Source organism: Microbacterium sp. S308A+ (assembly GCF_049800815.1).
Classification (GTDB): domain Bacteria; phylum Actinomycetota; class Actinomycetes; order Actinomycetales; family Microbacteriaceae; genus Microbacterium.
Genome location: NZ_JBNAFT010000002.1, coordinates 74,755 through 99,800, shown reverse-complemented (window position 1 = coordinate 99,800; position 25,046 = coordinate 74,755). Strand labels below are relative to the sequence as shown.

General features: G+C 69.3%; 22 protein-coding genes and 3 tRNA genes. 7 read left to right on the top strand and 18 right to left on the bottom strand.

The window, feature by feature from the left end; all coding sequences use genetic code 11:
* Positions 1 to 49 precede the first annotated feature (49 nt).
* Positions 50 to 688 (top strand): GntR family transcriptional regulator, encoded by a 639-nt coding sequence (locus tag ACP15J_RS06270; protein WP_424936158.1) that lies wholly within the window; start codon positions 50 to 52, stop codon positions 686 to 688.
* Here the strand turns inward: ACP15J_RS06270 and ACP15J_RS06265 are convergent.
* On the bottom strand, positions 670 to 1,392 hold the full coding sequence (locus ACP15J_RS06265; RefSeq protein ID WP_424936157.1) for a DUF998 domain-containing protein: 723 nt from the start codon (positions 1,390 to 1,392) through the stop codon (positions 670 to 672). The genes ACP15J_RS06270 and ACP15J_RS06265 overlap by 19 nt on opposite strands.
* Positions 1,393 to 1,394: 2 nt before the next feature.
* Entirely contained in the window at positions 1,395 to 2,261 is an 867-nt protein-coding gene (locus tag ACP15J_RS06260; protein WP_424936156.1) for a hypothetical protein, read from the bottom strand.
* Positions 2,262 to 2,597: 336 nt separating this feature from the next.
* Between ACP15J_RS06260 and ACP15J_RS06255 the strand changes: the two genes are divergently transcribed.
* Positions 2,598 to 3,140, top strand: a complete 543-nt coding sequence (locus ACP15J_RS06255) for a hypothetical protein (RefSeq protein WP_424936155.1) — start codon at positions 2,598 to 2,600, stop codon at positions 3,138 to 3,140.
* 185 nt (positions 3,141 to 3,325) lie between these two features.
* On the opposite strand, the gene ACP15J_RS06250 is transcribed toward ACP15J_RS06255, so the two are convergent.
* A complete protein-coding gene (locus tag ACP15J_RS06250) occupies positions 3,326 to 4,180 on the bottom strand; it encodes a hypothetical protein (protein ID WP_424936154.1) in 855 nt (284 codons plus the stop codon).
* Positions 4,177 to 4,827: a hypothetical protein gene (locus ACP15J_RS06245; RefSeq protein WP_424936153.1), complete on the bottom strand. Its 651-nt coding sequence runs from the start codon at positions 4,825 to 4,827 to the stop codon at positions 4,177 to 4,179. The genes ACP15J_RS06250 and ACP15J_RS06245 overlap by 4 nt, the downstream gene beginning before the upstream one ends.
* A gap of 528 nt (positions 4,828 to 5,355) precedes the next feature.
* Between ACP15J_RS06245 and ACP15J_RS06240 the strand changes: the two genes are divergently transcribed.
* Positions 5,356 to 5,784 carry a MarR family winged helix-turn-helix transcriptional regulator gene (locus tag ACP15J_RS06240; RefSeq protein WP_424936152.1) on the top strand — a complete coding sequence of 143 codons (429 nt, stop codon included), beginning with the start codon at positions 5,356 to 5,358 and terminating at the stop codon, positions 5,782 to 5,784.
* A gap of 30 nt (positions 5,785 to 5,814) precedes the next feature.
* On the opposite strand, the gene ACP15J_RS06235 is transcribed toward ACP15J_RS06240, so the two are convergent.
* From ACP15J_RS06235 to ACP15J_RS06190, 10 genes are all read right to left on the bottom strand, one after another.
* On the bottom strand, positions 5,815 to 7,299 hold the full coding sequence (locus ACP15J_RS06235) for an L-serine ammonia-lyase, iron-sulfur-dependent, subunit alpha (protein ID WP_424936151.1): 1,485 nt from the start codon (positions 7,297 to 7,299) through the stop codon (positions 5,815 to 5,817).
* 76 nt (positions 7,300 to 7,375) lie between these two features.
* On the bottom strand, positions 7,376 to 8,260 hold the full coding sequence (locus ACP15J_RS06230) for a L,D-transpeptidase (RefSeq protein WP_424936150.1): 885 nt from the start codon (positions 8,258 to 8,260) through the stop codon (positions 7,376 to 7,378).
* A gap of 82 nt (positions 8,261 to 8,342) precedes the next feature.
* Positions 8,343 to 9,713, bottom strand: a complete 1,371-nt coding sequence (locus ACP15J_RS06225; RefSeq protein WP_424936149.1) for a SpaA isopeptide-forming pilin-related protein — start codon at positions 9,711 to 9,713, stop codon at positions 8,343 to 8,345.
* A gap of 220 nt (positions 9,714 to 9,933) precedes the next feature.
* A tRNA-Arg gene (locus ACP15J_RS06220) sits at positions 9,934 to 10,006 on the bottom strand.
* A 105-nt stretch (positions 10,007 to 10,111) separates the two neighbouring features.
* Positions 10,112 to 10,729 carry a hypothetical protein gene (locus ACP15J_RS06215; RefSeq protein WP_424936148.1) on the bottom strand — a complete coding sequence of 206 codons (618 nt, stop codon included), beginning with the start codon at positions 10,727 to 10,729 and terminating at the stop codon, positions 10,112 to 10,114.
* Positions 10,730 to 10,801: 72 nt separating this feature from the next.
* The gene (locus tag ACP15J_RS06210) at positions 10,802 to 11,458 is read right to left on the bottom strand and encodes a GntR family transcriptional regulator (protein WP_424936147.1); all 657 of its coding nucleotides are present in this window, start codon (positions 11,456 to 11,458) and stop codon (positions 10,802 to 10,804) included.
* Positions 11,459 to 11,546: 88 nt separating this feature from the next.
* Positions 11,547 to 13,295, bottom strand: coding sequence for an ABC transporter ATP-binding protein (locus ACP15J_RS06205; protein WP_424936146.1), 1,749 nt, complete (start codon positions 13,293 to 13,295; stop codon positions 11,547 to 11,549).
* Complete coding sequence (locus tag ACP15J_RS06200; RefSeq protein WP_424936145.1) at positions 13,292 to 15,979, bottom strand: ABC transporter ATP-binding protein/permease; 2,688 nt, start codon at positions 15,977 to 15,979, stop codon at positions 13,292 to 13,294. The genes ACP15J_RS06205 and ACP15J_RS06200 overlap by 4 nt, the downstream gene beginning before the upstream one ends.
* 123 nt (positions 15,980 to 16,102) lie before the next feature.
* A complete protein-coding gene (locus tag ACP15J_RS06195) occupies positions 16,103 to 18,517 on the bottom strand; it encodes an HAD-IC family P-type ATPase (protein ID WP_424936144.1) in 2,415 nt (804 codons plus the stop codon).
* 99 nt (positions 18,518 to 18,616) lie between these two features.
* Positions 18,617 to 19,051 carry an SIP domain-containing protein gene (locus ACP15J_RS06190; RefSeq protein WP_424936143.1) on the bottom strand — a complete coding sequence of 145 codons (435 nt, stop codon included), beginning with the start codon at positions 19,049 to 19,051 and terminating at the stop codon, positions 18,617 to 18,619.
* Between the two features lie 222 nt (positions 19,052 to 19,273).
* On the opposite strand from ACP15J_RS06190, the gene ACP15J_RS06185 reads away from it, so the two are divergent.
* The gene (locus tag ACP15J_RS06185) at positions 19,274 to 19,597 is read left to right on the top strand and encodes a hypothetical protein (RefSeq protein ID WP_424936142.1); all 324 of its coding nucleotides are present in this window, start codon (positions 19,274 to 19,276) and stop codon (positions 19,595 to 19,597) included.
* A 671-nt stretch (positions 19,598 to 20,268) separates the two neighbouring features.
* Here the strand turns inward: ACP15J_RS06185 and ACP15J_RS06180 are convergent.
* Positions 20,269 to 21,162, bottom strand: coding sequence for a hypothetical protein (locus ACP15J_RS06180; RefSeq protein WP_424936141.1), 894 nt, complete (start codon positions 21,160 to 21,162; stop codon positions 20,269 to 20,271).
* A gap of 163 nt (positions 21,163 to 21,325) precedes the next feature.
* Between ACP15J_RS06180 and ACP15J_RS06175 the strand changes: the two genes are divergently transcribed.
* A complete protein-coding gene (locus ACP15J_RS06175) occupies positions 21,326 to 21,451 on the top strand; it encodes a hypothetical protein (protein ID WP_424936140.1) in 126 nt (41 codons plus the stop codon).
* A gap of 74 nt (positions 21,452 to 21,525) precedes the next feature.
* Here ACP15J_RS06175 and ACP15J_RS06170 read toward each other — a convergent pair.
* Positions 21,526 to 21,617: transfer RNA gene (locus ACP15J_RS06170), tRNA-Ser, on the bottom strand.
* A 240-nt stretch (positions 21,618 to 21,857) separates the two neighbouring features.
* On the opposite strand from ACP15J_RS06170, the gene ACP15J_RS06165 reads away from it, so the two are divergent.
* Both ACP15J_RS06165 and ACP15J_RS06160 read left to right on the top strand, forming a co-directional pair.
* Positions 21,858 to 22,523, top strand: coding sequence for a hypothetical protein (locus ACP15J_RS06165; protein WP_424936139.1), 666 nt, complete (start codon positions 21,858 to 21,860; stop codon positions 22,521 to 22,523).
* A gap of 65 nt (positions 22,524 to 22,588) precedes the next feature.
* A complete protein-coding gene (locus ACP15J_RS06160) occupies positions 22,589 to 23,461 on the top strand; it encodes a hypothetical protein (protein WP_424936138.1) in 873 nt (290 codons plus the stop codon).
* 191 nt (positions 23,462 to 23,652) lie between these two features.
* On the opposite strand, the gene ACP15J_RS06155 is transcribed toward ACP15J_RS06160, so the two are convergent.
* Positions 23,653 to 24,843: an LCP family protein gene (locus tag ACP15J_RS06155; protein WP_424936137.1), complete on the bottom strand. Its 1,191-nt coding sequence runs from the start codon at positions 24,841 to 24,843 to the stop codon at positions 23,653 to 23,655.
* A 99-nt stretch (positions 24,844 to 24,942) separates the two neighbouring features.
* Positions 24,943 to 25,027, bottom strand: a tRNA-Ser gene (locus ACP15J_RS06150).
* Positions 25,028 to 25,046 lie beyond the last annotated feature (19 nt).

The following is a 25,046-nucleotide window of genomic DNA, read 5'->3' as shown; positions in this document are numbered from 1 at the left end:
CCTGCTTCACCTAGTATGTCTAGGGACGGCAGGATGTGGAGGTTGCGTCATGGTGGATCGATCTTTTGGCTCAGGTCGTCTGCAGCTCAAGGAGATGGCGGTCGCGCGGATCAAGCACGCGATCCTCACCGGGGAGTTCCAGCCCGGTGAACGTCTCAACGATGCGAAGCTGCAGACCTGGCTCGGAATCTCACGGACACCTCTCCGTGAAGCACTCGGCGAGCTCACGCGTGTCGGGCTCATCGAGACGGAGCCTCAGCGCTACACCCGCGTGGCCACTCCCAACAGCACGCACATCGACGATCACATCCAGGTGCTGGGCACCCTCCTCGGCGGGATCGTCCGGATCACGGTGCCCTCGCTTGACGACGCGGGGCGCGACGAGGCCGTCGCCCGCGTGGAGGACGTGCTCAGCGCGTCGATCGCTCGTGACATCTCGGCGCTCTACGAGGCGGGGACGGCCCTGACCCGGTTGCTCGTGGAGCGGTGTCCGAATCCGGTCATCGCAAACTTCGCCCGGGACATCATCGACGCCACCACGTTCCTTCTGAAGATCTCCAACGTCGCCGATCAGATCAACTGGGACAGGGCCATCGACCTGCACAAGCGACTGCAGAGCTGTGTGGCGGAGCGCGACGCGATCGGCGCCGAGCTGGCCATCGAGGAGCTCTACCGCCTCCCGGTCTGACGCCTCCGGGAGGATCCGTCGGCGCCTGAGAGGAGCACGGAGGCGCCGAGCCGCAGCCCCAGCGTCAGGAGCCAGAGCAGTCCGAGCGTCGTCGCCGCGAACTCGCAGAGGGCGCCGAACGTCGTCGCCGTACGGGTCAGGGACAGGAGCCCTCCCGATCCGGCGACGACCGCGATCGTCCCGCCCGCCGCCAGGGAGAAGAGCCCGAAGCGGGAGACGTCGAACGCCGTCACCAGGACCATCGCGACGCAGGCGAGGACGAAGCCGACGATCGCCGCGGAGATGTGGACCAGGTCCTGCAGGGTGAAGGCGGGACTGCCTGGGGCCGGGCACCCGGAGGTGCAGGGGACGAACGCCGCGACGGCGAAGCAGACCCCTCCGCCGCCGAGGACCCCGCTGAGGCCGGGGAGACGGCGGTCGCTCCGTGCGCGAGGGCCGAAGACGCCGATGAGCACCCCCGCGAGCGCCACCATGGTCAACGCCACACGGAACGCCGCCTCCGTCGGCTGCCCCGGAGCCCCCATCTCGCTCACGTAGACAGCACGGTCCACGGTCGACCGCGCCGCCCAGATGAGCACGATCGCGATCGCAGCCGAGAGACTCCCCAGGAACGAGAGGAAGGCGGCGACCCGGCTCCCGCCGACCGCGACGGTCTCCCTCCTCCCGGCAGCCGGCGGGCGTTCCGGGAGGAGGATCGTCGACACCGTCACTCCGATTCGCTGCGTGTGCGCTGACGCCGGAGCGCCACCTGCATGTGCTTCGAGGAGGAGAAGCCCGCCCGGCGCGCGAGATCGTCGAGCGCGACCTTCCCTCGCGTGGGCGCGGCGCCCAGAATCGTCCTGGCCGCGACAACACGCCTGATCTCCAGCTCCTGTCTCGGCGTCGTTCCCGCAGCGGCGAACACACGATGCAGATGTGTCGTCGAGATGGACATCTGCTCGGCCAGGTGAGAGACGCTGAAGGAAACGTCATGGAACTGTGCGTCGATACGACGCATCGCATCATGGAAAAGCGACGATGCAGCCGGGGTCAACGCAACCGGGGCGCCGACCGCGTCCATGATCGCCGCGGTGACCGTCGAGGCCAATGTCTCCAGGAGCGCACTGGACCCGAGGCCGGAGGCGATATCGGGGCTGGTGCTGATGCTGTTGGTGACGCCGGTGAAGAGGTGGCGATACTCCTGCGGAATATCGATCGGACGATGGAAATACGGAGAGAGACGCTGGTGCTGAAGGGTCGGAGATCGCAGGAGCCACTCGCAGCGCGCCCAGAGGGCGTCGTTCTCCGTGACGACCGGAAGGGCATCGTCAAGGATGATCATCTGCCGTGGCTCGAGTGTTATCCGGGTCTCCGCATAGAGGATCGATGCGCTGCCGTCGACACTGAGGATGATCCGGCTGGATCCGCGATCACCTCCCGAGGTCTCTAGGCTGCCGGCGGTGGACCAGAGGCGCGCGACGGTCCACGTCGCGGTCTGAGCGTAGTCGATGGAGGAACGCGCCGGGGCCAGGGCCCGGGGGCGCCAGCCGAGGACGTCGAAGGTGGGCTGCTTCTGCTCTGAAGGGGTGGGCATCATCTCAAAATTCGGGTGGTAGGGGTGAAGCGACCTGGGGGGTCGGCCTCCTCCGCGGAGGGGACGCAGCGTCGCATGAGTCTTGTGCCAGAGGGACGAGAAGGCGCCGTATCTATTGCCAAAGGTCGCAAAAAGTCCCTGGATGGCGTTCGAAATGTCACCGAAACCGGCTTCCCCGCCCACCGGAGAGCCCTTCCTGAGAGTCAATAGCCGTGTGGTGCACTCCATGTGCCACGTGGCGGTCCGGAGAGGACTCGACGAGAGCGGGGAAAGATTCGATGTTCAAACGCATCCTGCGCCAGGCTTATACCATCCGATGCTCACTCGGTGCGAGCCATGTCGGTTGCCGCGACGCGATCTGATCGCTGGACCATGGACGACGCCGGTCGTCGCGTCGCCGCCGTCGAGCATCGGGGACCGTTCGATCGGGCGATCTCCGATGATGCATCGACACGTCGCGTGCCCCCTCTCGACATTCCGCGCCGACAGCGGAGGAGAGAATCGGCAATGCTCGGAGAAAGGACGAGCACCAAAACGCCTCCGACGGCGGATGACACCGTTGACGCAGACCTCATCGCGCAATTGCGCCTCGGCGCGGTCTTCGGTCTCTCGATGGCCGAAGCGACGCGGCGGATGCTCGAGCAGATCGTCACGTCCGGGACGATGACCGAAGAAGGCGCGGTGCGTATCCGCCCATCCTGGGTGCCGTTTCGGACGATTGTGAACAAGCGCCGGATCGATCGTCTCCTCGCGATGCGTTTCATATGGCGGGAGGGGCGCATCCTGCATCCCACGGTCGCCGGCGTCGGCGCCGTTCTCCCCTTCCATCGAGCCATCACCGACACGACCTGGCTTCGGCAGTTCCAGCAGCCCCAATAGCGCACCGGAGAACCGCGATGCGAATACCGCGCGCTTCTCCCCCAGAACGGAGTCGAGGCACCCCCACTCGACTTCACGGCAGGACGACATATGCCCGACCCTCCTGCCAGAGGGGGGCGAGCGCCTCTCCCGCTCGCCCCCCTCGCTCCATGGCCCGATTCTGTGGCGGGCGCGCACCTGCGCGATCAGGGGAGATGAGGCCCCGGCTGCGCCTCGATGTCGCCGGGCCCTCCGCCCGACTGGGCCACGAACTCCACGGTCAGACGCGCCTCGTACGCCGGCGGAAGGCCGGCGAAGAGCCTCCGCGTCGCAGGCGTGTTCAGCAGCCCAAGGTCACGCCCGGGCCTTCCCGGGGCGGGGACGTTGATCAGCGGCTCCCCGGTGATCGCTCTTCTCCCCGCTTCCCACCTCACCGGCATCGCTCCCTGGATCCGCTCGGGCGAGATCAGGTCCGTGCCCACCCATTCGTCCCGGCGACCGCCGATGTGCTCCGCTCGCCGAAGCCATTCCTCTGCGCTCTCGGCATACCGCGTCCAGTCGAGATGCGCCGCCGCGTCGGTGCAGAACGCTGCGGCCGATCGCGCCCACGCCGCATCCGCCACGGCGCGCATGCTCTGCCGCAGCTGGTGCAGGTCGGGTCCGGGCGCGACACGGTAGACCCACACCGGCACGGTCCGCCCGCGGAGGAGGCGCAGCGCCCCCGTCGGGCTCCCCGCCGCGCGGACGAACCCGGCCACCTCCTGGTCGGGGGCCCAGGCATGCCGAACGAGATCGTGCGGGAGCGCCGCCCCCGTGACCATCCGGGGAGGCGCAATCCCCTCCCGGAACACCACCTCCGGAGGCCGCTCGTCCACGACGTAGAACTCGGCCGGCAGCGCCCCCTGATATTCCGCCCCCACCGAGATCGGAGGAGACGACAGGGACTGCTCTCCGCTCGACGCGGAAGCGGGCGGCGCGAGGAGACCGGCGGCGACGGCAACTCCTGCCGCCGTCGCCACCACCGACGAAGCCACGCGGGCTCCGGCGCCCGCCAGGATCACGAAATGTTTCCCACGGCGATGGTCAGCCTCTTCGTGTCCGGGTACAGGTCCGACTTCCTGCCCTTGACCGGATCTCCGCCCCAGTACATCCCGCGCACCAGCGGCGTCACGTCGACCGTGTAGTCACCAGCCACGCCGTACAGCTCGAACTCGTGGCTGACCTGCAGGTCGGTGAGCGAGCCGTCAGCCTCACTCGCGTGCCGCTCGACCTTCGTCACATGCCCGACCGTGTTGACGCCGTTTCGCAGCACGGAGATGTCCGCCTGCAGCGTCACGTCGCTGTTGTTGTGCCACCAGTTGAGCTTGTTGATGACGGGGAGGTAGCCGATCAGCGGGTTGCGCCAGTAGTACTGCAGGTCGTTCGCGGTCACGGTGACCCGGAGCCTGCTCGGCTTGTCGCAGTCGTCGCGGAGCGCTTCGACGTCGACGCGAAACCTTCCGAACTGGTACTCGTTCTCTCCGTACGCCTCGAAGGTTCGGTACTGGTAGCCACAGGGCGTGTCTGCGGATACGACGCTCGCCTCCGCAGGCACAGCCTCCGCGGCGTGGGCGGGCACGGCCGCGACGCCAAGGACGAGGCTCGCTGCCAGGCCGCACCCCACCATGACGCGACCTCCGCGAGCACGCCTTCCCCGGTTCTCGATCACATTCGTCTCCTTTTCATAGTGATCTGATCACACTAGCATTATTAGAACGAATCCCTCCCCGAGATGCCACCACACGACAGCACCCGGACCGGATTGCCCGACACCACAGGAGAAGGGCGCGTCAGGGCGAAAGAAGAAGGGCCCCCACACGGACGGCGAGTGAGGGCCCTGGACAGTCGCCGAGACGAAAGACGTCCCCGATGGTGAAGGGGCACCGGGGCGCGCGACCATCCACCCACGATCATCCCCGCCCGCCCCCATGAGCGCGCGGTCAGACCCCGAAAATCACCCAGACGATCGGCAGAAGGTTCTCGTCGCCCGCCGAGCCGTGACCAAACCGTTGCTTTCGTTACCTCGCCGTTATATAGTCGGGGAACGGTGGATGTTTTGCTGTGGCGTCCATCGCATGTGATTGCAGGACACTCTTGGTGCAAGGGACAAGGGCCGGCCGGAAGCCTCTCCGACCGGCCCTTACTGCGTACGGGAGAGCTCCAGCGCCCCGTCGGCGCCGCCCGGTACGCTGAGGGGATGAACGATCGCAAGCTGGCCGTCGAGGCGTGGGAGAGCCTCTTCCGCGCCCAGCATGAGATCTTCACCGGCATGTCCGCGGACTTCGACGGCGCCGGACTCAGCACGGCCGAGTATGACGTGCTCCTCACCGTCACCCGCTGCGGTGAACGCACCGTGCGCTTGCGTGAGATCACCGCGAACATGCTCATCAGCCAGCCCAGCGTCTCGCGCCTCGTCGACCGGATGGTCGCGAGAGGGCTGCTGACGAAGGGCGCCGACCCCAGCGACGGCCGCGGCGCGGTGATCCACGCCACGGACGAGGGCGTGCGGATGTTCCGCCAGCTCGCCACCGTGCACGCCCGCACGATCGCCGAGAAGATGGCGCCGCTCACTCCGGAGGAGCAGCGTCAGCTCCGCGACCTCACCCGCAAGCTCCGCGAGGGCTAGCCCGGACACGCCCCCTCCGCCACAGCGCCCTCAGCACTCGATGACGTTCACTGCGAGACCGCCCTCGCTCGTCTCCTTGTACTTGGTCGACATGTCGAGGCCGGTCTGCCGCATGGTCTCGACGACCGCGTCGAGCGAGACGTAGTGTGAGCCATCGCCGCGCAGAGCGAGGCGGGCCGCCGTCACCGCGGTCGACGCCGCGATCGCGTTCCGCTCGATGCACGGGATCTGCACGAGACCGCCGATCGGATCGCAGGTCAGGCCGAGGTGGTGCTCCATCGCGATCTCGGCGGCGTTCTCGATCTGACGGTTGGTGCCGCCCATGACGGCGGTGAGGCCGCCCGCGGCCATCGCGCACGCCGAGCCCACCTCCGCCTGGCAGCCGCCCTCGGCACCGGAGATCGACGCGTTCGCCTTGAAGAGCGATCCGAGAGCCGTGGCGGTGAGGAGGAAGCGTCGGATGCCTCGACGACGATTCGCCTCTGCGGTGTCCGCATCGTCGATGTGCGCGACATCCACCGGCGACCCGTCGAACCCGAGCAGCGCGCTCCCGACGAGCTCGCCATACGGGGTGACGGCGTTCCCGGCACCGAGCCCCGAATCGGCGAGGAAACGCCACCAGTACATCGCGACCGCGGGGAGGATCCCGGCTGCGCCGTTCGTGGGCGCCGTCACGACCCTTCCGCCCGCCGCGTTCTCCTCGTTCACGGCGAGCGCGAAGGCGCCGAGCCATTCCCCCGGGAGCTCGCGGTGCCCGTCCGCCTCGGAGGACTCCAGCTGTTCGCGGATCGCGGCGGCGCGGCGCTTGACCTTGAGGATTCCGGGCAGCGTCCCCTCGGCATGAAGGCCCGCCTCGACACAGCCCGACATCGCGTCCCAGATCGCGTCGAGTCCGGCTGCGATCTTCTCCTCGGAGCGGATCGACATCTCGTTGCGGCGTGCCAGCTCGGCGATCGTCAGCCCGTGCTCGTCGCAGAGTCCGATGAGCGTCGCCGCGTCTCGGTAGGCGAAGGGGAACTCCTGCCCTCCGATCCGGGCCTCCTCTCCGTCGCGGCGGATGAAACCGCCGCCGACCGAGTAGTAGGTCTCTTCGGCGATGACGCCGTCGCCGCCGAAGGCACGCAGCGTCATGGCGTTCGGGTGCCCAGGGAGCCGGGTCCGAGGCTCGAAGGAGATGTCGTCCTTCGAGAACGCGAGGGGGTGCGTGCCGCCGAGCTCCAGAAGAGCGCCGTCGGGCCAGTCCGACCAGGCGCGACGCACGTCATCGGGGTCGCAGCTCTCCGGCGAGAGACCCCGCAGCCCCGCGACGACGGCATCCGGCGTCCCATGGCCGAGCCCGGTCGCGCCCAGCGAGCCGTAGAGCGAGCAGCTGACCTTCGACGTCCGCTCCAGCGACCCGGTCGCACGCAGCCGCGACACGAAGTCGAGACCGGCCTTCATCGGCCCCACGGTATGGGAGCTCGACGGCCCGACGCCGATGGAGAAGAGGTCGAAAGCCGAGACGTACGCTGTCACCTCTCCAGGCTACGCCGTCTGCTGGGGAGGACGGCCGCGACGAGGGGCGCGCCGTGAGACGCCTTCGACGGTCGGCTCACTCGATGATCGTGACCGGGGTGCCCAGCGGCAGCGCATCGACGGCTGAGATCCCCTCGGCGTCGAGCCGGAGGCATCCGTGGCTCACCGCACCGGTGTTCGTCGTGTTGTAGTGGATCCCGATCAGACCGCCGTCGGTACCGCCGAACGGCTCGTCCGACGCCGTCGAATGGAGGCTGGCCAGCTGGATCCGGTGCTCGGTCTGTCCCTGTGCAGGGTCGAGATAGCGAGCCTGGAGATAGCCGGTGACACCGACCGGGGTCGGCGTGTCCTCTGCGCCCACACCGACCGGGTATGTCCGTGTCGTCCCGTCACGGCCCACGATGGAGAGGGTCTGGCTTCCGACCGCGATCACGATCCGCTCGGAGACCGGCGCTGTCGTGCCGAGCGTGTCCGTGCGGATCCAGCCGGCGGTCTGGGCCGGCGCCGCGGGATCCTCTGAAGGACGCGAGGAGCGGGCCGGCGTCAGGACCTGGCTCCACCCGTCGTCGCGGTGGGCGACGACCAGGACGGTCGTCGGCTCGTCGAGAAAGTTCTTCGCCGCGAGGAAGGCCACCGGCACGCCTCCGGGCTCGGCCGACACGACCGCGTCGACAGACAGGGTCCCGATCAGCGCCGCCATCGGGTCGATGTCCGCCGGGGCCGCGGGGAGCGCCGGGATCGCGGCGTCATACCGTGCCTCCGCGAGCTCGGCAGAAGCGAGCCTGCCTGCGTCGGCCGAGGGCTCCGGGGCCGACGAGTCGGGCGTCGCGGCCGCCAGACTGTCCCGCTGGACCTCGTCGGGGCGAGATGTCATCCCGACGATCAGCACCGTCGCCAATGTTCCCGCAGCGATCACCCCGGCCCCAAGGACCAGCGCGACGCGCTTGCTCAGACGTTTCATCCTGCCCCCCTGAGAAACGTGCAGACATCGGTTGTGGCGCCCGGGAACAGGCGCCACAACCGTGTCATCGACTCGAATCGACCTAGCCGGCGACGATCGGCAACGACTTCGGCACCGGGATCTGTGCGGGGGTCGGCGTCGGAGTCGAGACCGGCGTCGGGGTCGGAGTCGGCGTGGGCGTCGGCGTCGGCGTCGGGGTCGGAGTGGGCGTCGGCGTCGGCGTCGACTTCACGTTGATCACGTCACCGAACGACTGGGTCATCCCGCCGGAGGCGAGGGTCACCGTAAAGGACTTCCTGGTCCGGTCGTACCCGGCGGGCGCCTTCGTCTCCGTCAGCGTGTACTCCCCCTTCGGAAGGCCCTTGACGCTGAGCCTCCCCGCCGCAGGATCCTGGTCGAGAGGACCGTTGTCGACGATGGTCTTGTCGAACCCTCGCGGACCCTGGAGACGGAACTCCGCCCCGGCGAGGGACTTGCCCTTCTCGTCCTCCTTGTTCCACGAGGCCACGCCGAGCACCCCGGCGCCGCCGCCGCCCGTGCCGTTGTAGACGACGGTGAGGCTGGCCTCCTGGTCGCCGGCGACGACCTTGTTCTCCAAGACCGTGCCGCTCACGACCGAGTCGTCCGGGACCATCGTGTAGTTGACCCAGTACGCCTGATCCGGCCTGTTCGCGATCGCGTCCGCGACGAACGTCACGGTGAAGGACCGAGTCGCGTCGTCGAACACAGCGGTGTACTGCGAAGGGTCGACCGTGCGCGGGAAGACCTGACCGGTGTTGGGGTCGCGCTCGCGGGTGACGACGTTGATGCTGTCGCGCTGCAGGATCAGCCGCGGGTCGTACGTGTCCGTGGCGCTGAGCCCCGCGGCGATGAGCTGGTCGCCCGGGATCCCGTAGTAGTAGACGATCGACCCGTCAGTGGCGATGGAGTAGCCCTTGTAGAGCTCCGAGGGGAGGCCGCCCTCGCGATCGACGATCTGCGTGTCGGTGTGCAGTGTCTTGCCCGATCCTGTCCGCCAGTCCAGGCCTGCGCCGGCGGTGAGCGACCGCGCGATGACGGGGAAGGCGAACGAGCCCTTCACGTCACCCCGTTCGCTCACATATTGGGTGAAGACGCAGCTCACGGCAGCCTCGGACACCGTGCAGTCGGCGATCTTGAGGCCGCCACGGTCGCTCACCGGGAACGTGCCTCGCTGCCCCTCGACGTGCTCGCTGAGTGCGATGGTCACGACATCTCCGGCCTTGGCGCTGTCAGGCACTGCGAACTCGACACCCACCGAGATGGACTGCCCGACGAGCACAGACGGCGGCGTCGACGTCACCGCAGACACCGCGTCGACCTCCGACGCCTGCGCGACGGACGCTCCGACAACGGCAGCACCCGTCCCCAGGACGAGTGCCGTCACGACACCGGCAAGCGCACGGAACCCCCGGCGCTCAGAATGAACCTTCATAAGATCCCCCCCAAGATCTGAGCTTCTCGCGCCTCGATCGATGGCGCGAAGGCTGTTGATTCTGGCACAGCCTCGGGATCGCTCTCGGCGCGGCGCACGCGTGCCCCGCCACGACGGCACACGCGCGTATGGGGATCCACATAACGGGGGGATGCCGCCGGTGACGACGAAGCCCCCGCCGCTGATGCGACGGGGGCCGGTCTACTGTCTCAACACAGTGCGCGCCTCGAGGGACTCGAACCCCCAACCTTCTGATCCGTAGTCAGATGCTCTATCCATTGAGCTAGAGGCGCGTTGCCCGCTCGCGCGGGCCTGGTCAACAATACCCCAGAGCCGAGTCCAACGCGAATCCGCAGCGACCGCCACAGACGCCGTCGGGGAGAGCGCCCGATCGCGGGCTACCTCGTCTTCCGTTCGCGTCTCTCGTCCCTGGCCGACTCCTTCCCCACCGCACGCTCGGCCTTCTCGGCCCTCTTCCGCCGGGCACGCTGCTCGGAGGCCAGCGCCTGGAGATCGACGAGTCGGAGGGCCTGCATTCGCGCCTCGCGCATGGTCTCGTAGGCCGGATCCTGATCGGCGCGCATGCCCTCGACCTGGAGCCGCCGCTGGAGATTCCCCGCGACGTCTCCCCACGCGGCATGGCGGGCCTCCTCGACGAGGTCGCGCAGGGCCGTCCCGTCCTCCGCCATGGCCTGCAGCCGCTGAGCGACGCCGGTCGCCTGCTTGGCCCTCCGCTTGAGGTTGCGCACGTCGCGATCGCGATAGTCGTGCGTCCCCGCCGGGTCCGAGTACCGGCCGTGTGCACGCTTGCGGAGGCGGGCGGCCATCTGCGCCGCCTCCTCGGACTCGGCGGCCAGCACGAGGAGCGCTTCACGCGCGTCCTGCACATAGCGTCCGGCGTCGAACGACTCGCCCTGAGCGATGGTGCCCACGAGGATCCGGTTCTTCACCACGAGGCGCGCAGCGGACGTCGCGATGGCGACACCTTCGGCGACAGCGTCCGCAGTCCGTCCCACCGCAACCTCCTCTTCAGACGAGGGTACCCGCTTCTCCCCGCCCGGCCGGGTCGAATTCGCGTCGCCGCCCGGTCAGCCGACCGCTCTGTCCCGCAGGGCCAGCCGTCGCAGCGCCTCCTGGTGCCCCGCGGCGAGATGCTCGGGCACGATCCGCCGGAGCTTCGCCGTGTCGCGCCGCGCGATGGCCCGGTAAAGCCGTTCATGCTCCCGCGCCATCGCGAGGAGGTCGTCGTGCTGGCCGAACAGCCAGCGCAGCCGCGTGACGAGCCCGTGGAGGATCTCGTCCAGCATGGAGTTCTGCGCCAGGCGCGCGACGATGACATGGAACTCCCCTGCGGCGTCGTGCGCTCGCGCCGCGTCCCCTGCCTCGGCGCCGGCGAACTCGTCGTCGAGCGCCGAGCGGAGACGGGCGAGCCCGGCGGCATCATGGCGCTCGGCGGCGAGCACGAACACCAACGTCTCGACGGCCTCGCGCACCTCGCCGAAGTCCTGGACGTCCTTCGCCGTGAACTCCCGTACGACCGCCCCCGACCGAGGCCGCGAGATCACCACCCCCTCGGCCGCGAGCATCCGGATCGCCTCGCGCACCGGCAGCCGGCTCACGTCGAGCTCAGCGGCGACGTCCCGTTCGACGAGCCGCGATCCCGGCGCACGGTCCCCGTGCAGGATCTCGGTCCGAAGGACTCGCGCCACCCGCGCGGACTCGAGCTCGTTCGCCACCCCCGCCATGACCCCATTGTGGCATCGCCGACCCGCGCCGACGCCCGCCTTCTCCCGGCTCTCCGCCAAGGGATGCCTGGATCGGCGAACGACGACGTCAGGCCTTCCCGCCCAGACGCCAGCCCGCCGCCTCGTGCTGCTCCCGCCAGTACGCCGCGAAGCGCCCGCCCGCCTCGCGCAGTTCCGCGATCGTGCCGTCCTCGACGATCCGCCCCTCCTCGAGGAACACGACCCGGTCGGCGAGACGGATGCTCGCGAGACGGTGGGCGACGATCACCCGGGTGCGCGAACCGGCTCCGTCCGCGAGCGCAGCGGTCACGGCCGCCTCGTTCTCGGTGTCCAACGCGCTGGTCCCCTCGTCCACGAGCAGGACAGGCGCGGGTTTGAGCAGCGCCCTGGCGATCGACAGCCGCTGCCGTTCCCCTCCCGACAGGGCCGAGCCGGCCTCGCCGACCCGGGTCTCCCCGCCCTCGGGAAGACGATCGACGAACCCGTTCGCCCGCGCACGGACCATCACGGCATCGACGGCGTCCCGGCTGGCCGTCGGGTCGCCTGCTCGCACGTTCTCGAGCACGGTCCCATCGAAGAGATACGGACTCTGGAAGACCATGCTCACCAGCCCCCGCCGGGCATCGGTCGTGAGAGCGGCGACGTCGAGGCCGTCGACGAGGACGCTGCCGGCGGTCGGCGCATGCAGCCCGGCGAGAAGGGCGAGGAGGGTCGACTTCCCCGACCCCGACGGACCTACGACGGCGGTGGTCGTGCCCGGTTCGAGCGTGAGGTCCACCTCGTCCAGCACCGGGGCCTCGTCCGCGTGGTAGCGGAAGCCCACTCCGCGCAGCTCGACGCGGCCAGGGCCGGCGTGTCCCGCCGTCGTGCGGGCGGACGCCCCCTCCTCGACCGCCGGGGCCGCGAGCACGGCACGGATCCGCTGCAGCGTCTGCATCGTCCCCTCCACACCGACGCTGAGCTCGGCGAGCGCCGTGAACGGCTCGAGGTAGCGGACCACCACGACGATCAGGGCCACTGCCTGCGCGGCGGTGAGCTGACCGCCGACGGTGAGGGCGACCACCGTCCCGGCCAGTAGCACCAGCGCGAGCTGACTGGCCACGCTGAACAGGAGCTGCCCCGGCACCTGCATGAGCAGCAGGCGAACGGAGGCGCCGTGCTGCCGCGCCAGGGCCTCGCCCACGTGGCTGCGTTCAGGCTCCACCCGCCGGGAGGCGCGCAGGGCATGCTGAGTCCGGGCGAACTCCAGGATCCGCTCGGTGAGCAGGCCGTTCGCCTCCGCCGCCTCGCGGTCGGCTGCTCGACCGATCCGCACCGACGCGGCGAAGGCGCCGAGGAGGACCGGCACCCCGGCCAACGCGGCGAGCGCCAACGGCCAGGAGACCGGGAGCAGCGCGATCGCGATCGCGATCGGCAGCAGGAGGGCGCTCAGGAGAGGGGTCACGAGATAGACGATCAGCCCGGCGAGGTCGGGGCCTGTCGCGGCGATCGCCTGCCGGGTGGTCCTGGTCGTCTCCGCGGTGAACCAGGTGAGCCGCGTCAGCGCGACCCGATCGGCGACGGCGCGCTGTCCTGCGTCGAGCACGCCGAAGCCGAGGTCGAAACCGACCCGGGCGGCGATCCCGTCCACGCCCCATCCTGCGGCGGTGAGCGCGGCGAGGACGCCGACCCAAGGCCAGGCGGTGGCGGGGGCGTCGCCGAAGAGCGCGCCGAGCAGAGGAACGAGGACCACGGCTCCCGCCGCTCGCAGCACCACCCCCGTCACGACGAGGACGAGCAGGACGGCGACCCGGCCGCGGCTCCCGGCGGGAAGCAGAGCGCGCACCGTGCGGATCATCGCCTGCCCTCCTTCGCCGTGCCCGCGGCCGCCCCGGCGGGAGTCTCCGCGGCGGCCCCCGCATCCCAGAGCGCGCGATAGCGCCCGTCCAGGGCCAGCAGCTCCTCGTGGCGGCCGCTCTCCGCGATCCTCCCCTCGTCCAGGACGACGATCCGGTCGGCGCCCGTCACGGTCCGCAGCCGATGCGCGATCACGAGCACGGTGCGTCCGGCGGCCAGGCGCGTCAGCGCCCGCTGCACGAGATGCTCGGACTCGGGATCGGCGAAGGCCGTCGCCTCGTCGAGGACCAGGACGGGGGTGTCGGCGAGGATCGCTCTCGCGATCGTCAGGCGCTGCCGCTCGCCGCCGGAGAGGGCGGCGTCGGGGCCGAGCACCGTGTCGTATCCCCCAGGCATGCGGAGGACCCGCTCGTGGATCTGCGCGTCCTTCGCGGCCTGCTCTACACGCGCCCGCGGCGCGCCGGGGACCGCGAGCGCGATGTTGTCGTGCACCGTCCCCTGTACGAGCTGCGTCTGCTGGAAGACGAATCCCACCGCGGTGTAGAGCTCGTCGGCCGAGAGCGTGCGCAGATCGCGCCCTCCTACGCGGATCGCGCCCTCGCCGACGTCGTGGAACCGGGCGAGGAGCGCGGCCATCGTGGACTTGCCCGACCCCGAGGAGCCGACCAGCGCGGTGACCGTCCCCGGCTCGAGCCGCAGCGACACGTCCTGCAGCACAGGAACACCCGTGCGGTAGGCGAACGTCACATGGTCGAACTCGACGACGGCGGGCGGAGACGGGGACGACGTCGCCCCTGCCTCGTCCAGGATGTCGAGCTCCGTCTCGTCGAGCGTCACCTGGACCCGGCGCGCGGCGAGGAGCCCCGCCCGGAGGCCGGAGAGCCCGTAGCCCACCCCGAGCAACCGTGCGCCGAAGGTCGTCCCGAGCAGGAGGAAGGGCAGGAGCGAGGCCGGGTCCATCGCGCCTCCGGCGATCAGTCCGGAGCCGGCGACGACGATCAGGAGCAGGAAGGTGGCCGGGCGGGTGACGAGATCCATCACGGTCTTCTGCCGGGTGAAGGGACGCTGCCAGTCGTCGAGGAACGCGACGTACTCTCGCAGGCGTGCATGGAAACCCGAGGCCGCGGCGCCGCCGAAGACGCGGATGACCGGCTGTCCTTCCAGGTACGCGCCCGCCTCGACGTTCATCCGTTCCGCCCAGCGCTGCGCCTGCGTGGTGCGCGGACCGGACTGCACGACCATCACCGCCATCGTGAGCACGTAGACGAGCACCGGGACCAACAGCAGCAGGGCGATGCGCGCGTCCACCGCGAAGAGGTACACGAGCACCGCCGTCGGGGCGACGACGGCGGCAACCGCGTCCGGCACGGCGTGGGTCACGAGGTAGTGCAGCGCGAGCGTGTCGTCCTGCACGAGCTGTTTGACCTGTCCGGAGGAACGGGCGTCGAACCAGCCGAGCGGAAGCCGCGCGAGCTTGCGGAGGAGTCGCTGCCGCACATCGCGCTCGAATCGCGCGTCCACCGCATGCAGCCAGAGGAGCAGGAGGGAGGAGAGCAGTGCGCCGGCGCCCATGAGGCAGAGAGCCCAGAAGCCCACGGTCCACAGCCTCGACGGCTCCGCACCTGTGAGGAGCAGACGGGCGAGCTCCGCCAGGAGGAGGAAGGGGGCGAGCTGGACGAGCGTGACGATCGCCTGCACGACGCCGGCGACGGTCAGCGCCGGCCGCAGCGGGGCCAGGAGCCGGCCCGCCGCCCTGGCACGCCAGGTGCCCGCCGTGCTCGGCACGACGGGCGGCCCTGGCGTGCCGGCGCGCCCTGGGCCGGAGGCCCCCGTGCCAGCGGGGACGCGCGCCGGCGTCACCGCCGGCACGGCCTCGCCGGTGACGCCGAACGTGTCGGCGGAGTGCTCGTCCTGCTCCGACGGCTCCGGTTCGGGGCGCGCCCGGAGCTTGCCCATGGCGCGGCCGTAGTACCAGTAGGCCTGCAGATGCAGCTCGGACTTGGGAAAACCGAAATCGTCGCGCAGCCGTGCCCGGAGATGCTTCAGCGACCCTGATTCCGGCGCCACCCACGCGTACCAGTCCGACCAGTCCCGTTCCTCCAGCGCAGCAGCGAGCGATACGGCTCCCCTTCGCGGGATCCAGTGCGTGCGCAGCCGGGGATGCGGGGGAAGCGGGATCAGCAGATCGGCCGCCTCGTGCTGTTCGAGGTAGAGCTCGATCGGGACGTCGTCCGGCACGGTGCGGATGATCCCCCCGATGGCCGGGATCGATGCGGAGTCGCCGATGAGCAGGTACCCGGCGGGAAGCTCGTCCGGGAGCTCGAACGGGGTGGATCCGAGCGAGGTGACCGCGATCGTCGCGCCCGGCTTCGCCGAGGCGGCCCAGGCGGAGGCGGGTCCGGCGGGTTCGTGCAGGACGACGTCGACCGCGAAGGTGCCGGCCTCCTCGTCGAGCTCGGTGACCGTGTAGGCGCGCTGGTGCTCGGCGTCGCCGCCCTCGGGATCGGGGAACCAGAAGCGCAGCCATGCGGTCGGCCCCGCCACCGCGTCCTCGAACAGCGTCCTGGTCGAGAACCGGACCCGGAGGAACCGTGGCGCCAGCAGTTCGGAGCCGATCACCGTCACCGTATGATCGCGGGCGCCGAATCCGCGCAGCACCGCTCCCTGGAATCCTCGCTTCGCCATCAGGCTCCCTTGCTAGTAAGGGTAGCCTAACGTAAGTCGGTCCCGCGGATGCAACGGTCATGGCGGCGATGCCGACGGGGCGGTGCCGCCGTCCGCGCGCCGCCCGTCCGGGATGCGGTCGGCTCAGCCGCGGGCGCGAGACACGGACCTGCGCCTCTCCAGCATCCGACGCCCCGCGTGCATGAGCGCACGGACGAGGAAGCGAACGCCGATCCCGGCGAGACCGAACGCGCAGGCGATCAGCACCGCACGCCCGTCGTGCAGGTCGACGTCGAACACACGCCCACCCAGGGGGGTCAGGATCACGGTGAGCATGCCGCCGAGCATCAGACCCACGAGCAGGACCTTCCACGGACGGTAGGGACGGGCGACCGTGAACAACACGAAGAACGCGACGATCACGAGCGCCAGGAACGCCGTCGAGGCATTGAGGACGCGCTCCGCATGCTCGGTGCCGAAGGTCGCACGTGCGGTGAGATAGGCGCCGTAGGAGGCGACGGCGGCCCCGATGCCTCCGGGCACCGCCGCGTCGAGCACCCGCCGCACGAAGCCGTCCTCCGCTCGCGCCGCATTGGGGGCGAGTGCGAGGAAGAAGGCGGGGATCCCGATCGTGAACCAGGCGATGAGGGTCACGTGACGCGGCAGGAACGGGAACGGCACCGCCGTCACCGCGACGAGGAACGCGAGCAGGATCGAGTAGAGGGTCTTGGTGAGGAACAGCGTCGCCACGCGCTCGATGTTGCCGATCACCCGTCGCCCCTCGGCCACGACATGGGGCAGGGTGGCGAAGGAGTTGTCCAGGAGCACGATCCGCGACACCGCGCGCGCGGCCGGCGATCCGGAGCCCATCGCGACCCCGACGTCGGAGTCCTTGAGCGCGAGCACGTCGTTCACGCCGTCGCCCGTCATCGCGACGACGCGGCCGTCGCCCTGCAGGGAATGGACCATCGCCCGCTTCTGCGAAGGCGTCACGCGCCCGAACGACGAGTGGCCGCGCACCTCGTCGCCGAACTCAGGGCGGTCCGGGTCGAGCGTGCGCGCATCGACCGCCGCGCGGCCGTTGGGCACTCCGACGGACGCGGCGATCGCTCCCACGGCGGCCGAGTTGTCGCCCGAGATGACCTTGATGTCCACGCCCTGCTCAGCGAAGTAGGCGATCGCGCCGGGCGCCTCCTCCCGCAGGCGCTGGTCGAGCACGACGAGCGCGGCGGGCGTCAGGTCGGCCGGGAGCCCGTCGGCCGGGAGCGCCGCGTCGGTGCGGGCGAGCGCGAGCACACGGAGCCCCTCCACGGCGAGGTCGTCCGCGCGCCCGCGGGCGGCGTCCCCCTCTGCGAGAAGGATGTCAGGGGCGCCGAGCACCCAGGAGCCACCGGTGCCGAGCTGCACCGCGGCCCATTTGCGGGCGGAGGAGAACGCGATCGACCGGGCCGGGGGCAACGCCGAGATGTCCCCCACGTGCTCGAGGATCGCCGCCATGCTGCTGTTCGGCTTGCCCTCAGCCCGCCCGATCGTGGCGAGGACCGCATCGATCTCGCTCTGATCGCTCCCCGGCGACGGCTCGATCCGGCCGACCCGCATGCCGTCCTCGGTAAGCGTCCCCGTCTTGTCCGTGCACACCACGTCCACCCGGGCGAGCTGCTCGATCGCGGGAAGGTCCTGGACGAGGCAGTTGCGACGGCCGAGCCGCACGACGCCGACCGCCATCGCGACGCTCGTCATCAGCACGAGCCCTTCGGGCACCATCGGCACGAGGGCGGCGACGAGGCCGCGGACCGCGTCACGCCAGTCCTGCTGGTTCCCCCAGATCTGGTTCACGATCGAGAGCACCCCGACCGGGATCATCAGCCAGGTGACGTATTTGAGGATCGTGTCGATCCCCGCGCGCAGTTGCGAAGGCGGCTTGCGGAACTGCGCCGCCTCTTTCGCGAGCTTGCTGGCATAGGCGTGCTCGCCGACCGCTGTCGCCTGGAAACGGGCGGACCCTGCGGCCACGAAGCTGCCCGACATGACCGCCGAGCCCGGCCGCCCCAGCACCGGCTCCGACTCGCCGGTCAGCAGCGACTCGTCCACCTCGAGCCCGATCGCGTCGATCACCACGCCGTCGACCGGGATCTGGTCGCCCGAGGCGACGAGGACGACGTCGTCTCGCACGATCTCCTCGACCGGGATCTCACGCTCGCCTTCGGCACGCTGCACGCGCGCCGGGGCCTTGCTGAGCAGCGCAAGACGATCGAGCGTACGCTTGGCGCGGACCTCCTGCACCATCCCGACGACGCTGTTGACCACGATGAGCAGGGCGAACAGCCCGTCGATGAGGTAGCCGGTGCCGAGGATCAGCAGGAAGAGCACGAAGTAGATCGCATTCACGCGAGTGAACGCGTTGGCACGGAAGATCTCGCCGAAGCTGCGGCTCGTGTGCTGCTCGACGACGTTGGCCTCTCCTCGCGCCACGCGTTCGGCGACCTGCGCCGCGGTCAGCGGGACGCCCTGCGGCGGCGCGGGGTCCTCGGGGAGGGTCGTCTCGACGGGGGTAGGCATGTGCACATCCTCGCAGGTCATCCTTCGCGCGCCCAGAGGTCGCCCAGGGGGAAGACGGCGGCCGCGCACAGAAGGACGCGGGCGAGGAGAGCAGGGCGTCTAGCGCCCCGGGGCGGAGAGGCCGGCCGGATGGTGCAGATGCAGCCAAGGATGGTCGCGGAGAAGCTCACGGCAGAGGTCGTCCATCGGCGGGCATCCCGCACCGCCGATCCAGACGGTGTAGGGCAGCGGCCGGGCAGTTCCCGGCTCCGGGAGCCACTCCGCCGCCCAGGCACGGACCGCGTCCGCGAGCACCGCGCCCGGCCCCGGCAGCCGGCCGTCGCGAGCGGGCACCAGGTCCTGGCGGACCCAGTGCGCGCTGATCCCCGCCGGCCCCGGCCAGCCCCGGAGGGCGGACGGCCCCGTGCCCTCGATGAGGACCTGCCCGAAGCCGTCGTCGGGGAGCGCCGCGAGCAGCCGCCCGAGGAACGGGGCATCGCTGGTCACCCCCGCGAGGAGGAAATGATCTCGGAGGGCGGAGGGTGCACTGGCCATGAGATGAGCCATCCTTTCCGACCCGCCGTCACGGGTCAAGAATTAGGCTAGCCTTGCCTTAGTCAAAGGGGAACCTGTCGAAGCGTGACGGCTTCGCCCCCTACAGACTCCTCGATGCCTCAGTAACGCCCGGTCAGCATCAATGCGGCACCCGTGTCTCCGCGGACGCCGGGGAGCGTCCTCACAGACAACGCCGCCGATGCCTCGCTAGGCTCGAATCCCGTGAGGTTCCTGGCCGCCGCTGTCACCGCTCTTGCCCTCTTCGCTCTCGTCGGGTGCGGAACGAAGCCGGATCTGGACATCGTCGCAAAGAACTGCGGCGGCAAGGGAGCAGGGTTCGCCTTCACCCGGAACGAGCTCCTTGTCGACGCCGGCGTCTCCGCCGATGGCCTGGCGTGCGTCCTCTCCAAGGTCTATCCCGAAACAGCCGACCGCGAAGAGGTCACGCGACTGCTGCACGGCCCCGTCGAGCGAGTGACGATCGGAGACCACGAGGTCGAGATCGGCGACGACAACGGCGCACCGTGGGTGCGCATCGGGAAGTGAACGCCTGCGCACCTGGGATCGTCTGCCTCCGAACGCGCAGGTGAAGCCAGTGGGGGTTTGCGTCCACACGAGGACACCGATCCCCGCCATGAACACACTGGCGGAGGCGGAGGGATTTGAACCCTATCCGCACCCGCAGGACGGTGCGGGATCAGCGGAATCTCGCACCCATTGACCCCCATTCAAGACCACCGAGCCCCGATCGAATCCAGGATCCCCGTGGGCAGAACGTGGGCAGCTACTCAGGCTTGCGGAGACCGGTCGCGGCGCACTTGGCGACCGGTTCCTCTATCGAAGAGCCTCCCGAACTCGTCTTCACGGCTGCGGCTAGAGGGCGTTGAGGACGTGACGGGCTGGAGGCGATCGAGGCAGAGGACACGGACGGAGATCCTCGCCAACCCCAACCGGCTCTTCACCACCGAGCCCTCCCCGCCCCGCGGGGATACCCAGAGGAGAGTGCGGGGTCCTGCTTGCTATGGCCGATGGGGTCCGTCTGCCGACTTTCGAGCTCGCCGCTCGTACACCTCCTGGCTGACTAGCCAGAACACCATCGCGAGGACCGCTCCGATGACATTCCAGTAGGTGAAGGGCAGGCTACTGAAGGCGGGAATGAGCAGAATGATCAGTGACAGTGGGAGCCCTACCAGGAATCGTCGCAGCCATTTCATCTGTTACCTCCTGCAGCCGACGACGGTGACGTTGGGCGGGAAGATACCGGGCTGAGAGATCGCGGCCCAGGGGAGGTTGAGCGCGACGCAGCGACCGGAGCTTGCAGCTTGATTCACCGGGTCGAGAAATTTGAAGGCGAAGGATGCGACGGCGAGACCACATGCCGCGGTGGGGATGCCACCAGGAATAAAACCGCACGCCGCCCCGACCAGGGCTGTTATCCCAGCGTTGCCATTGATCAAGTTCGCGAGATACTGCGTCTCGGAGCGCGTGTACTGGCTGTACCACCCCCACCACTCACTGCCCCAGTCCGGGTCGGCGGTAACGGGGAAGGCTGTGTCCGCCGTGAACTCGACGGTCTGGACCAGATCGTCTCCATCGAGGCGGAAGGTCGTTGGCACCGACGCGCCCTGCGCATCGACCGCCCACGGGGCACGGAACCCACCGACCGCTTGGCCGGTGGCGTCCGAGATGATCACGGACCCATCGCCGAACAACGCAGCCTGCCCACCCTCGGGGAGGTTCAGCGGAAACCTGTACTCCTTCGGCGCGGAAGCACCAGGAATCTGGATGAGAGTCTGCACTCCGTCACCGGTCGCGAAACTGCTCACCGTCGAACCCTGCTCCCGAGTGGACAACAGCGGGGCTCCTTCTCCGCGGAACAGAGATGCGGGAACCGAACTGGTATCAATGGTCCCCGACGTGGCATCCCCGGGAAGCTCGATCGACACCTGCGCACCCACCACGGTATCGATCATCACCCGCTGGGCGTGCTGGTCGACGGTAATCCCGTCGCCATCCGCCGCCGCGGGAACAGCATGCAGAACACTGGCCGCCACCAACACCACCACACCAGCCACCACAGCCGAGCCCGGTCTCGCGATCACCTCCACCACTTCCCCGATCCCACTTGTTGGACAGTATCCAGAATGTTACATGTGACCACGAAACACGCGTACCCCCTTTTTGGGGACACACGCGAACAAGCGCGAACGAGGAAGAGACCCCGCACCCTCCGGCAAGAAGGATGCAAGGCCCTCGTGCGGTGTCAAGCAGCGGATGCTCGACCACAAGTCCGCCGCCATGACGCTCGACACCTACGCCGACTTATTCGACGAAGACCTCGATGACGCTGCCGAGCGGCTCAGCGAACGGGGCGTCGCAGCGGACGCGGGCAAAGTGTGAGCAGAGGCCGCTTCCCAAGAACACCAGAAGGCCCCCGACACTTACTCTCGTAAGGGATCGAGGGCCTTCTCTCCTGGCGGAGACGGAGGGATTTGAACCCTCGGTCCCCGTGAGGGGACTCCACCTTAGCAGGGTGGTGCACTAGGCCTGACTATGCGACGTCTCCCCGCGTCCAGCCCAAGGCCGAACGCGTCATGCCATCCTAACGGGTCCAGGGTCACCACGCGAACCAGCCAGGAGCCCGTGCTGCAGCCCCGCCGTCTCCAGGATGCGGCCCGGCGGCGCCCGATGGCCCTCACTTCCGCTCCCCCACACTCACCGGGAAGAGCCCACTCTTGCCCTGAGACTTCCCTCCTCTCTAATATGACTAGTCCAGCTAGACCTGTTAGATCAGAGGAGAGAGATCGTGAGTTTTCCTGGTACGTCCCGCAGTTGGTGCGGAGTGGCGATCGCCGTGCTCGTCGCCACCGGCGCATCGGCGGTCGTGGCCCCGCCGGCATCCGCATCGACGCCTACGTCGAGCTTCGAGAGCGCAGGGGCCGAGTACACGGAGTCCCAAGGCTCCGCCCTCATCCGGTCGAAGAACGGATACCAGCGAGGGGAGGTCACCGCGTCGGCGCGGATCGTGAGAGACGAGCTCGGCAAGCCGGTGACGCTGAAGGTCAAGGTCACCGCCACGAAGCTGCAGTACTTCAAGCTGAAGTGGTGGGGGCTCGTCCCGCCAGCTCTCGTCATGGACGCCGAGCTCCGTCTGCTCGGGATGGACGGTCTGCACTGGCACGACAACGACCTGGACGTGACTCTCGGCGGAGACATCGTCCTGCTGCGGAACGGCGAGCAGAAAAGCTCGATGCAGTTCGCCGAGCGCATCTACACCCACGAGGAGAGGGAGAAGGACGCCCTGACGGTGGAGCGCGAGTTCGCCCTTGGCGGCATCTCCGGGGTGTATGAGGTCAATATCACCCCCTTCGTCCGCGGCATGTACTGGGGCGGCTCCGCGACCGATCACCAGGACTCGGACCTCTACCCCCAGAACAAGAGCATCCGGATCGCGGTGGGTGCGCCTCGATGACGCTCGCGACCTCCCCCCAACACCGACGAGGCGTCAGGAGCCGCGGCCTCGCGACCGCTCTCGTCGTGGCCACCACGGCTCTCGCCGCGCTCGCCGCCGCACCCGCGGCCCACGCCCTGAACATCGGCGAGTACCACGGCGAGCTGCCCGACGTCCTCTACTACGTCGACACGCGCGCGCCGCAGGACCCACTCGGGAACGGCTTCGCACCCCTCACCCCACCCGGGACGGATCTCGATCTGCTCCGGCTGGCGCTCGGCAGCGCAGAGGACGACCAGCCCGGGCCCAGTGGAGGCACACACGGATCCGCCTATCTCCGGACCACCGACTCCGCCGAGTCCGCGGCATGGCTGGCCGAGCACCTCCGCGCCGAGGGCAGAGAGGCCTGGATCTACCGGATCCACCCCGGCGGAGACTTCCACCATCTCGGGCAGAGCCTCGACGCCCTCGCGGACCAGGCGGAGGCGCGCGCGCAGACGGACCCGGCCAACGGCCCGCTCTGGCAGGCATGGGCAGAACACGCTCGATGGGAGGCGACGGCCGCATCGTGGACCAACGAATGGGTCGCGGTCGGGACCATCCGCACCCAGAGGATCCTCGGCGCCACCCGCTATCGGCCGCCGAACCCCACCCACCCCGATGCGGCCGACTGGGGGCGCAGGACCGGACCCGGTGACCGGATCTTCAACATCGCACACAACCCGGAGCTCGCCGCGGACAGGCCGAGCCGGGAGCTCATCGGTCAGCTCCCCTCCGTCGCCGAGCTCCGGCGGATGCTGCCCGGCCTCCCCGCCGTGCCCCACCCGGGGAACGGCACCAGGCCGGGAACCCCCGGCAACGGCACAGGACCGGGGCCGTCAGGGACCAGTGGCGGGAGAGGAAACGGGGGAGGCATCGTCCTCCCGCACATCAGCCCCGACAGCCGCCAACCTCGATAACCCGCCCCCGCGGTCGGCCTCGAGGGCGACCGCCCCTCCACCGGCGAGCTCGCGCCTGCCGGCCCGACGCCGCCGCGACCACTGGTCGCGGCGGCGTCGGCGTTCCCGGACGGAGCGTCCTCTGAATGGGATCCGAGACCCCGAACGAAACGGGGCACAGGCGGGCCGAACGAGTGCCTCCCCGCTCGTGTCTACTGACCGAAGCCGACGCCGTTCGAACAGGTCTGCTCTGCCGCGGACTGTCCCTTGATGGTGTCCGGCAGCACGGCCACGCCCGGCGTAGCCGGCGGCGAGGTCGGGGTGATCTGCTCACCGTCGCCCGGCGTCGTGTCCGCCGGCGTCTCAGGCACAAGCGTGGACCCGTCCGCGTTGACCACGGCCTCCTGGTCCTTGCCCGTGACCTTGAGCTGCTGGTTCTCCTTGAGCGCGGTCCAGAGCTGCGCGGCGCTGACCTCGTCCGGCACGACCTTGTTCGGGTCGTCGGGATCGGTCAGGATCGGGTAACGGACGAAGTTGATGTCGTCGAAGGGCACGCCTTTGACCGCGAGTGCGATCTGAGCGAGGAGCACCGGATTGGTCAGGGTCGCGCTCGGCGTGATGTTGGCGACGGCGGTACGGGCGAGCCGCAGCACCGTGCCGGGGTTCGACAGCACCTCCTCGCTCACGATCTTGCGGGCGAGGGACGCCATGTACACCTGCTGGTTGCTCACCCGGCCCAGGTCGCTGCCGTCACCCACGCCGTGCCGGGTGCGAAGGAACTGCAGCGCCTCCCACCCCTGGAGATTGTGGGTCCCCGGCGCGAGGTTGAGCGCCGTGTACTCGTCGGTGAGACCGTTCGCGATGCAGACGGGGACGCCGCCGATCGCGTTCGTGATCTCGATCACACCACCCCAGGTCACCTTCGCGGCGAAGGGGATGTCGAGCCCGGAGATCTCGCTGATGGCCTTCACGGCGCAGCTCAGCCCCCCTTTCTCGAACGACGTGTTCAACGCCGACTTGTAGGTCGCCGAAGAGGTGTTGCCCTTGTCGTCCGTGCACTCCGGGAGCGGGATCATCAAGTCGCGGGGGAACGTGATCACGGTGACGCGACGAGGCTCGTCCGAGATGTGCAGGAGCATGTTGACATCGTTGCGCTCCCCGCCATCGTCCTCCTCACAGCGGAGGCCGAAGTACTGGGAGTACTCCGGCTCGCACTTGTCCGTGCCGACCAGGAGCATGCTCACGCCGCCCTTGAGCGCTCCGATGTCGGGCGGCACCGAGTCCTGGCCCTCCAGCTCGACGGCGTTGGAGACGAAGGTCGAGTTCAGGTCGTAGACGACGTATGCGGCGACGCCGACACCGCTCACCAGCACGACGGCCATGACGACGCCGACGATCTTCATCAGCTGGCTCCACGCGCCGGAGCGCCGGAGTTGCCCGTGTCGTGCGACGGGGCGCCGCGATCGGGGGTTCGCGCTCACTCGGTCCCTTTCAGCATCCTGCGGAGGGTGTGGGATTCGAACCCACGAGACATCTCTGCCCACTGGTTTTCAAGACCAGCTCCATCGGCCGCTCGGACAACCCTCCTCGGAGCGCGTCGACGCAC

Bases quoted from the DNA above. Each gene is read 5' to 3' on its own strand.
- ACP15J_RS06270 (WP_424936158.1), top strand. From the start codon at position 50: ATGGTGGATCGATCTTTTGGCTCAGGTCGTCTGCAGCTCAAGGAGATG.
- ACP15J_RS06260 (WP_424936156.1), bottom strand. From the start codon at position 2,261: ATGCCCACCCCTTCAGAGCAGAAGCAGCCCACCTTCGACGTCCTCGGC.
- ACP15J_RS06255 (WP_424936155.1), top strand. From the start codon at position 2,598: ATGTCGGTTGCCGCGACGCGATCTGATCGCTGGACCATGGACGACGCC.
- ACP15J_RS06240 (WP_424936152.1), top strand. From the start codon at position 5,356: ATGAACGATCGCAAGCTGGCCGTCGAGGCGTGGGAGAGCCTCTTCCGC.
- ACP15J_RS06230 (WP_424936150.1), bottom strand. From the start codon at position 8,260: ATGAAACGTCTGAGCAAGCGCGTCGCGCTGGTCCTTGGGGCCGGGGTG.
- ACP15J_RS06225 (WP_424936149.1), bottom strand. From the start codon at position 9,713: ATGAAGGTTCATTCTGAGCGCCGGGGGTTCCGTGCGCTTGCCGGTGTC.
- ACP15J_RS06210 (WP_424936147.1), bottom strand. From the start codon at position 11,458: ATGGCGGGGGTGGCGAACGAGCTCGAGTCCGCGCGGGTGGCGCGAGTC.
- ACP15J_RS06205 (WP_424936146.1), bottom strand. From the start codon at position 13,295: ATGATCCGCACGGTGCGCGCTCTGCTTCCCGCCGGGAGCCGCGGCCGG.
- ACP15J_RS06200 (WP_424936145.1), bottom strand. From the start codon at position 15,979: ATGGCGAAGCGAGGATTCCAGGGAGCGGTGCTGCGCGGATTCGGCGCC.
- ACP15J_RS06195 (WP_424936144.1), bottom strand. From the start codon at position 18,517: ATGCCTACCCCCGTCGAGACGACCCTCCCCGAGGACCCCGCGCCGCCG.
- ACP15J_RS06190 (WP_424936143.1), bottom strand. From the start codon at position 19,051: ATGGCCAGTGCACCCTCCGCCCTCCGAGATCATTTCCTCCTCGCGGGG.
- ACP15J_RS06175 (WP_424936140.1), top strand. From the start codon at position 21,326: ATGCTCGACCACAAGTCCGCCGCCATGACGCTCGACACCTACGCCGAC.
- ACP15J_RS06155 (WP_424936137.1), bottom strand. From the start codon at position 24,843: ATGAAGATCGTCGGCGTCGTCATGGCCGTCGTGCTGGTGAGCGGTGTC.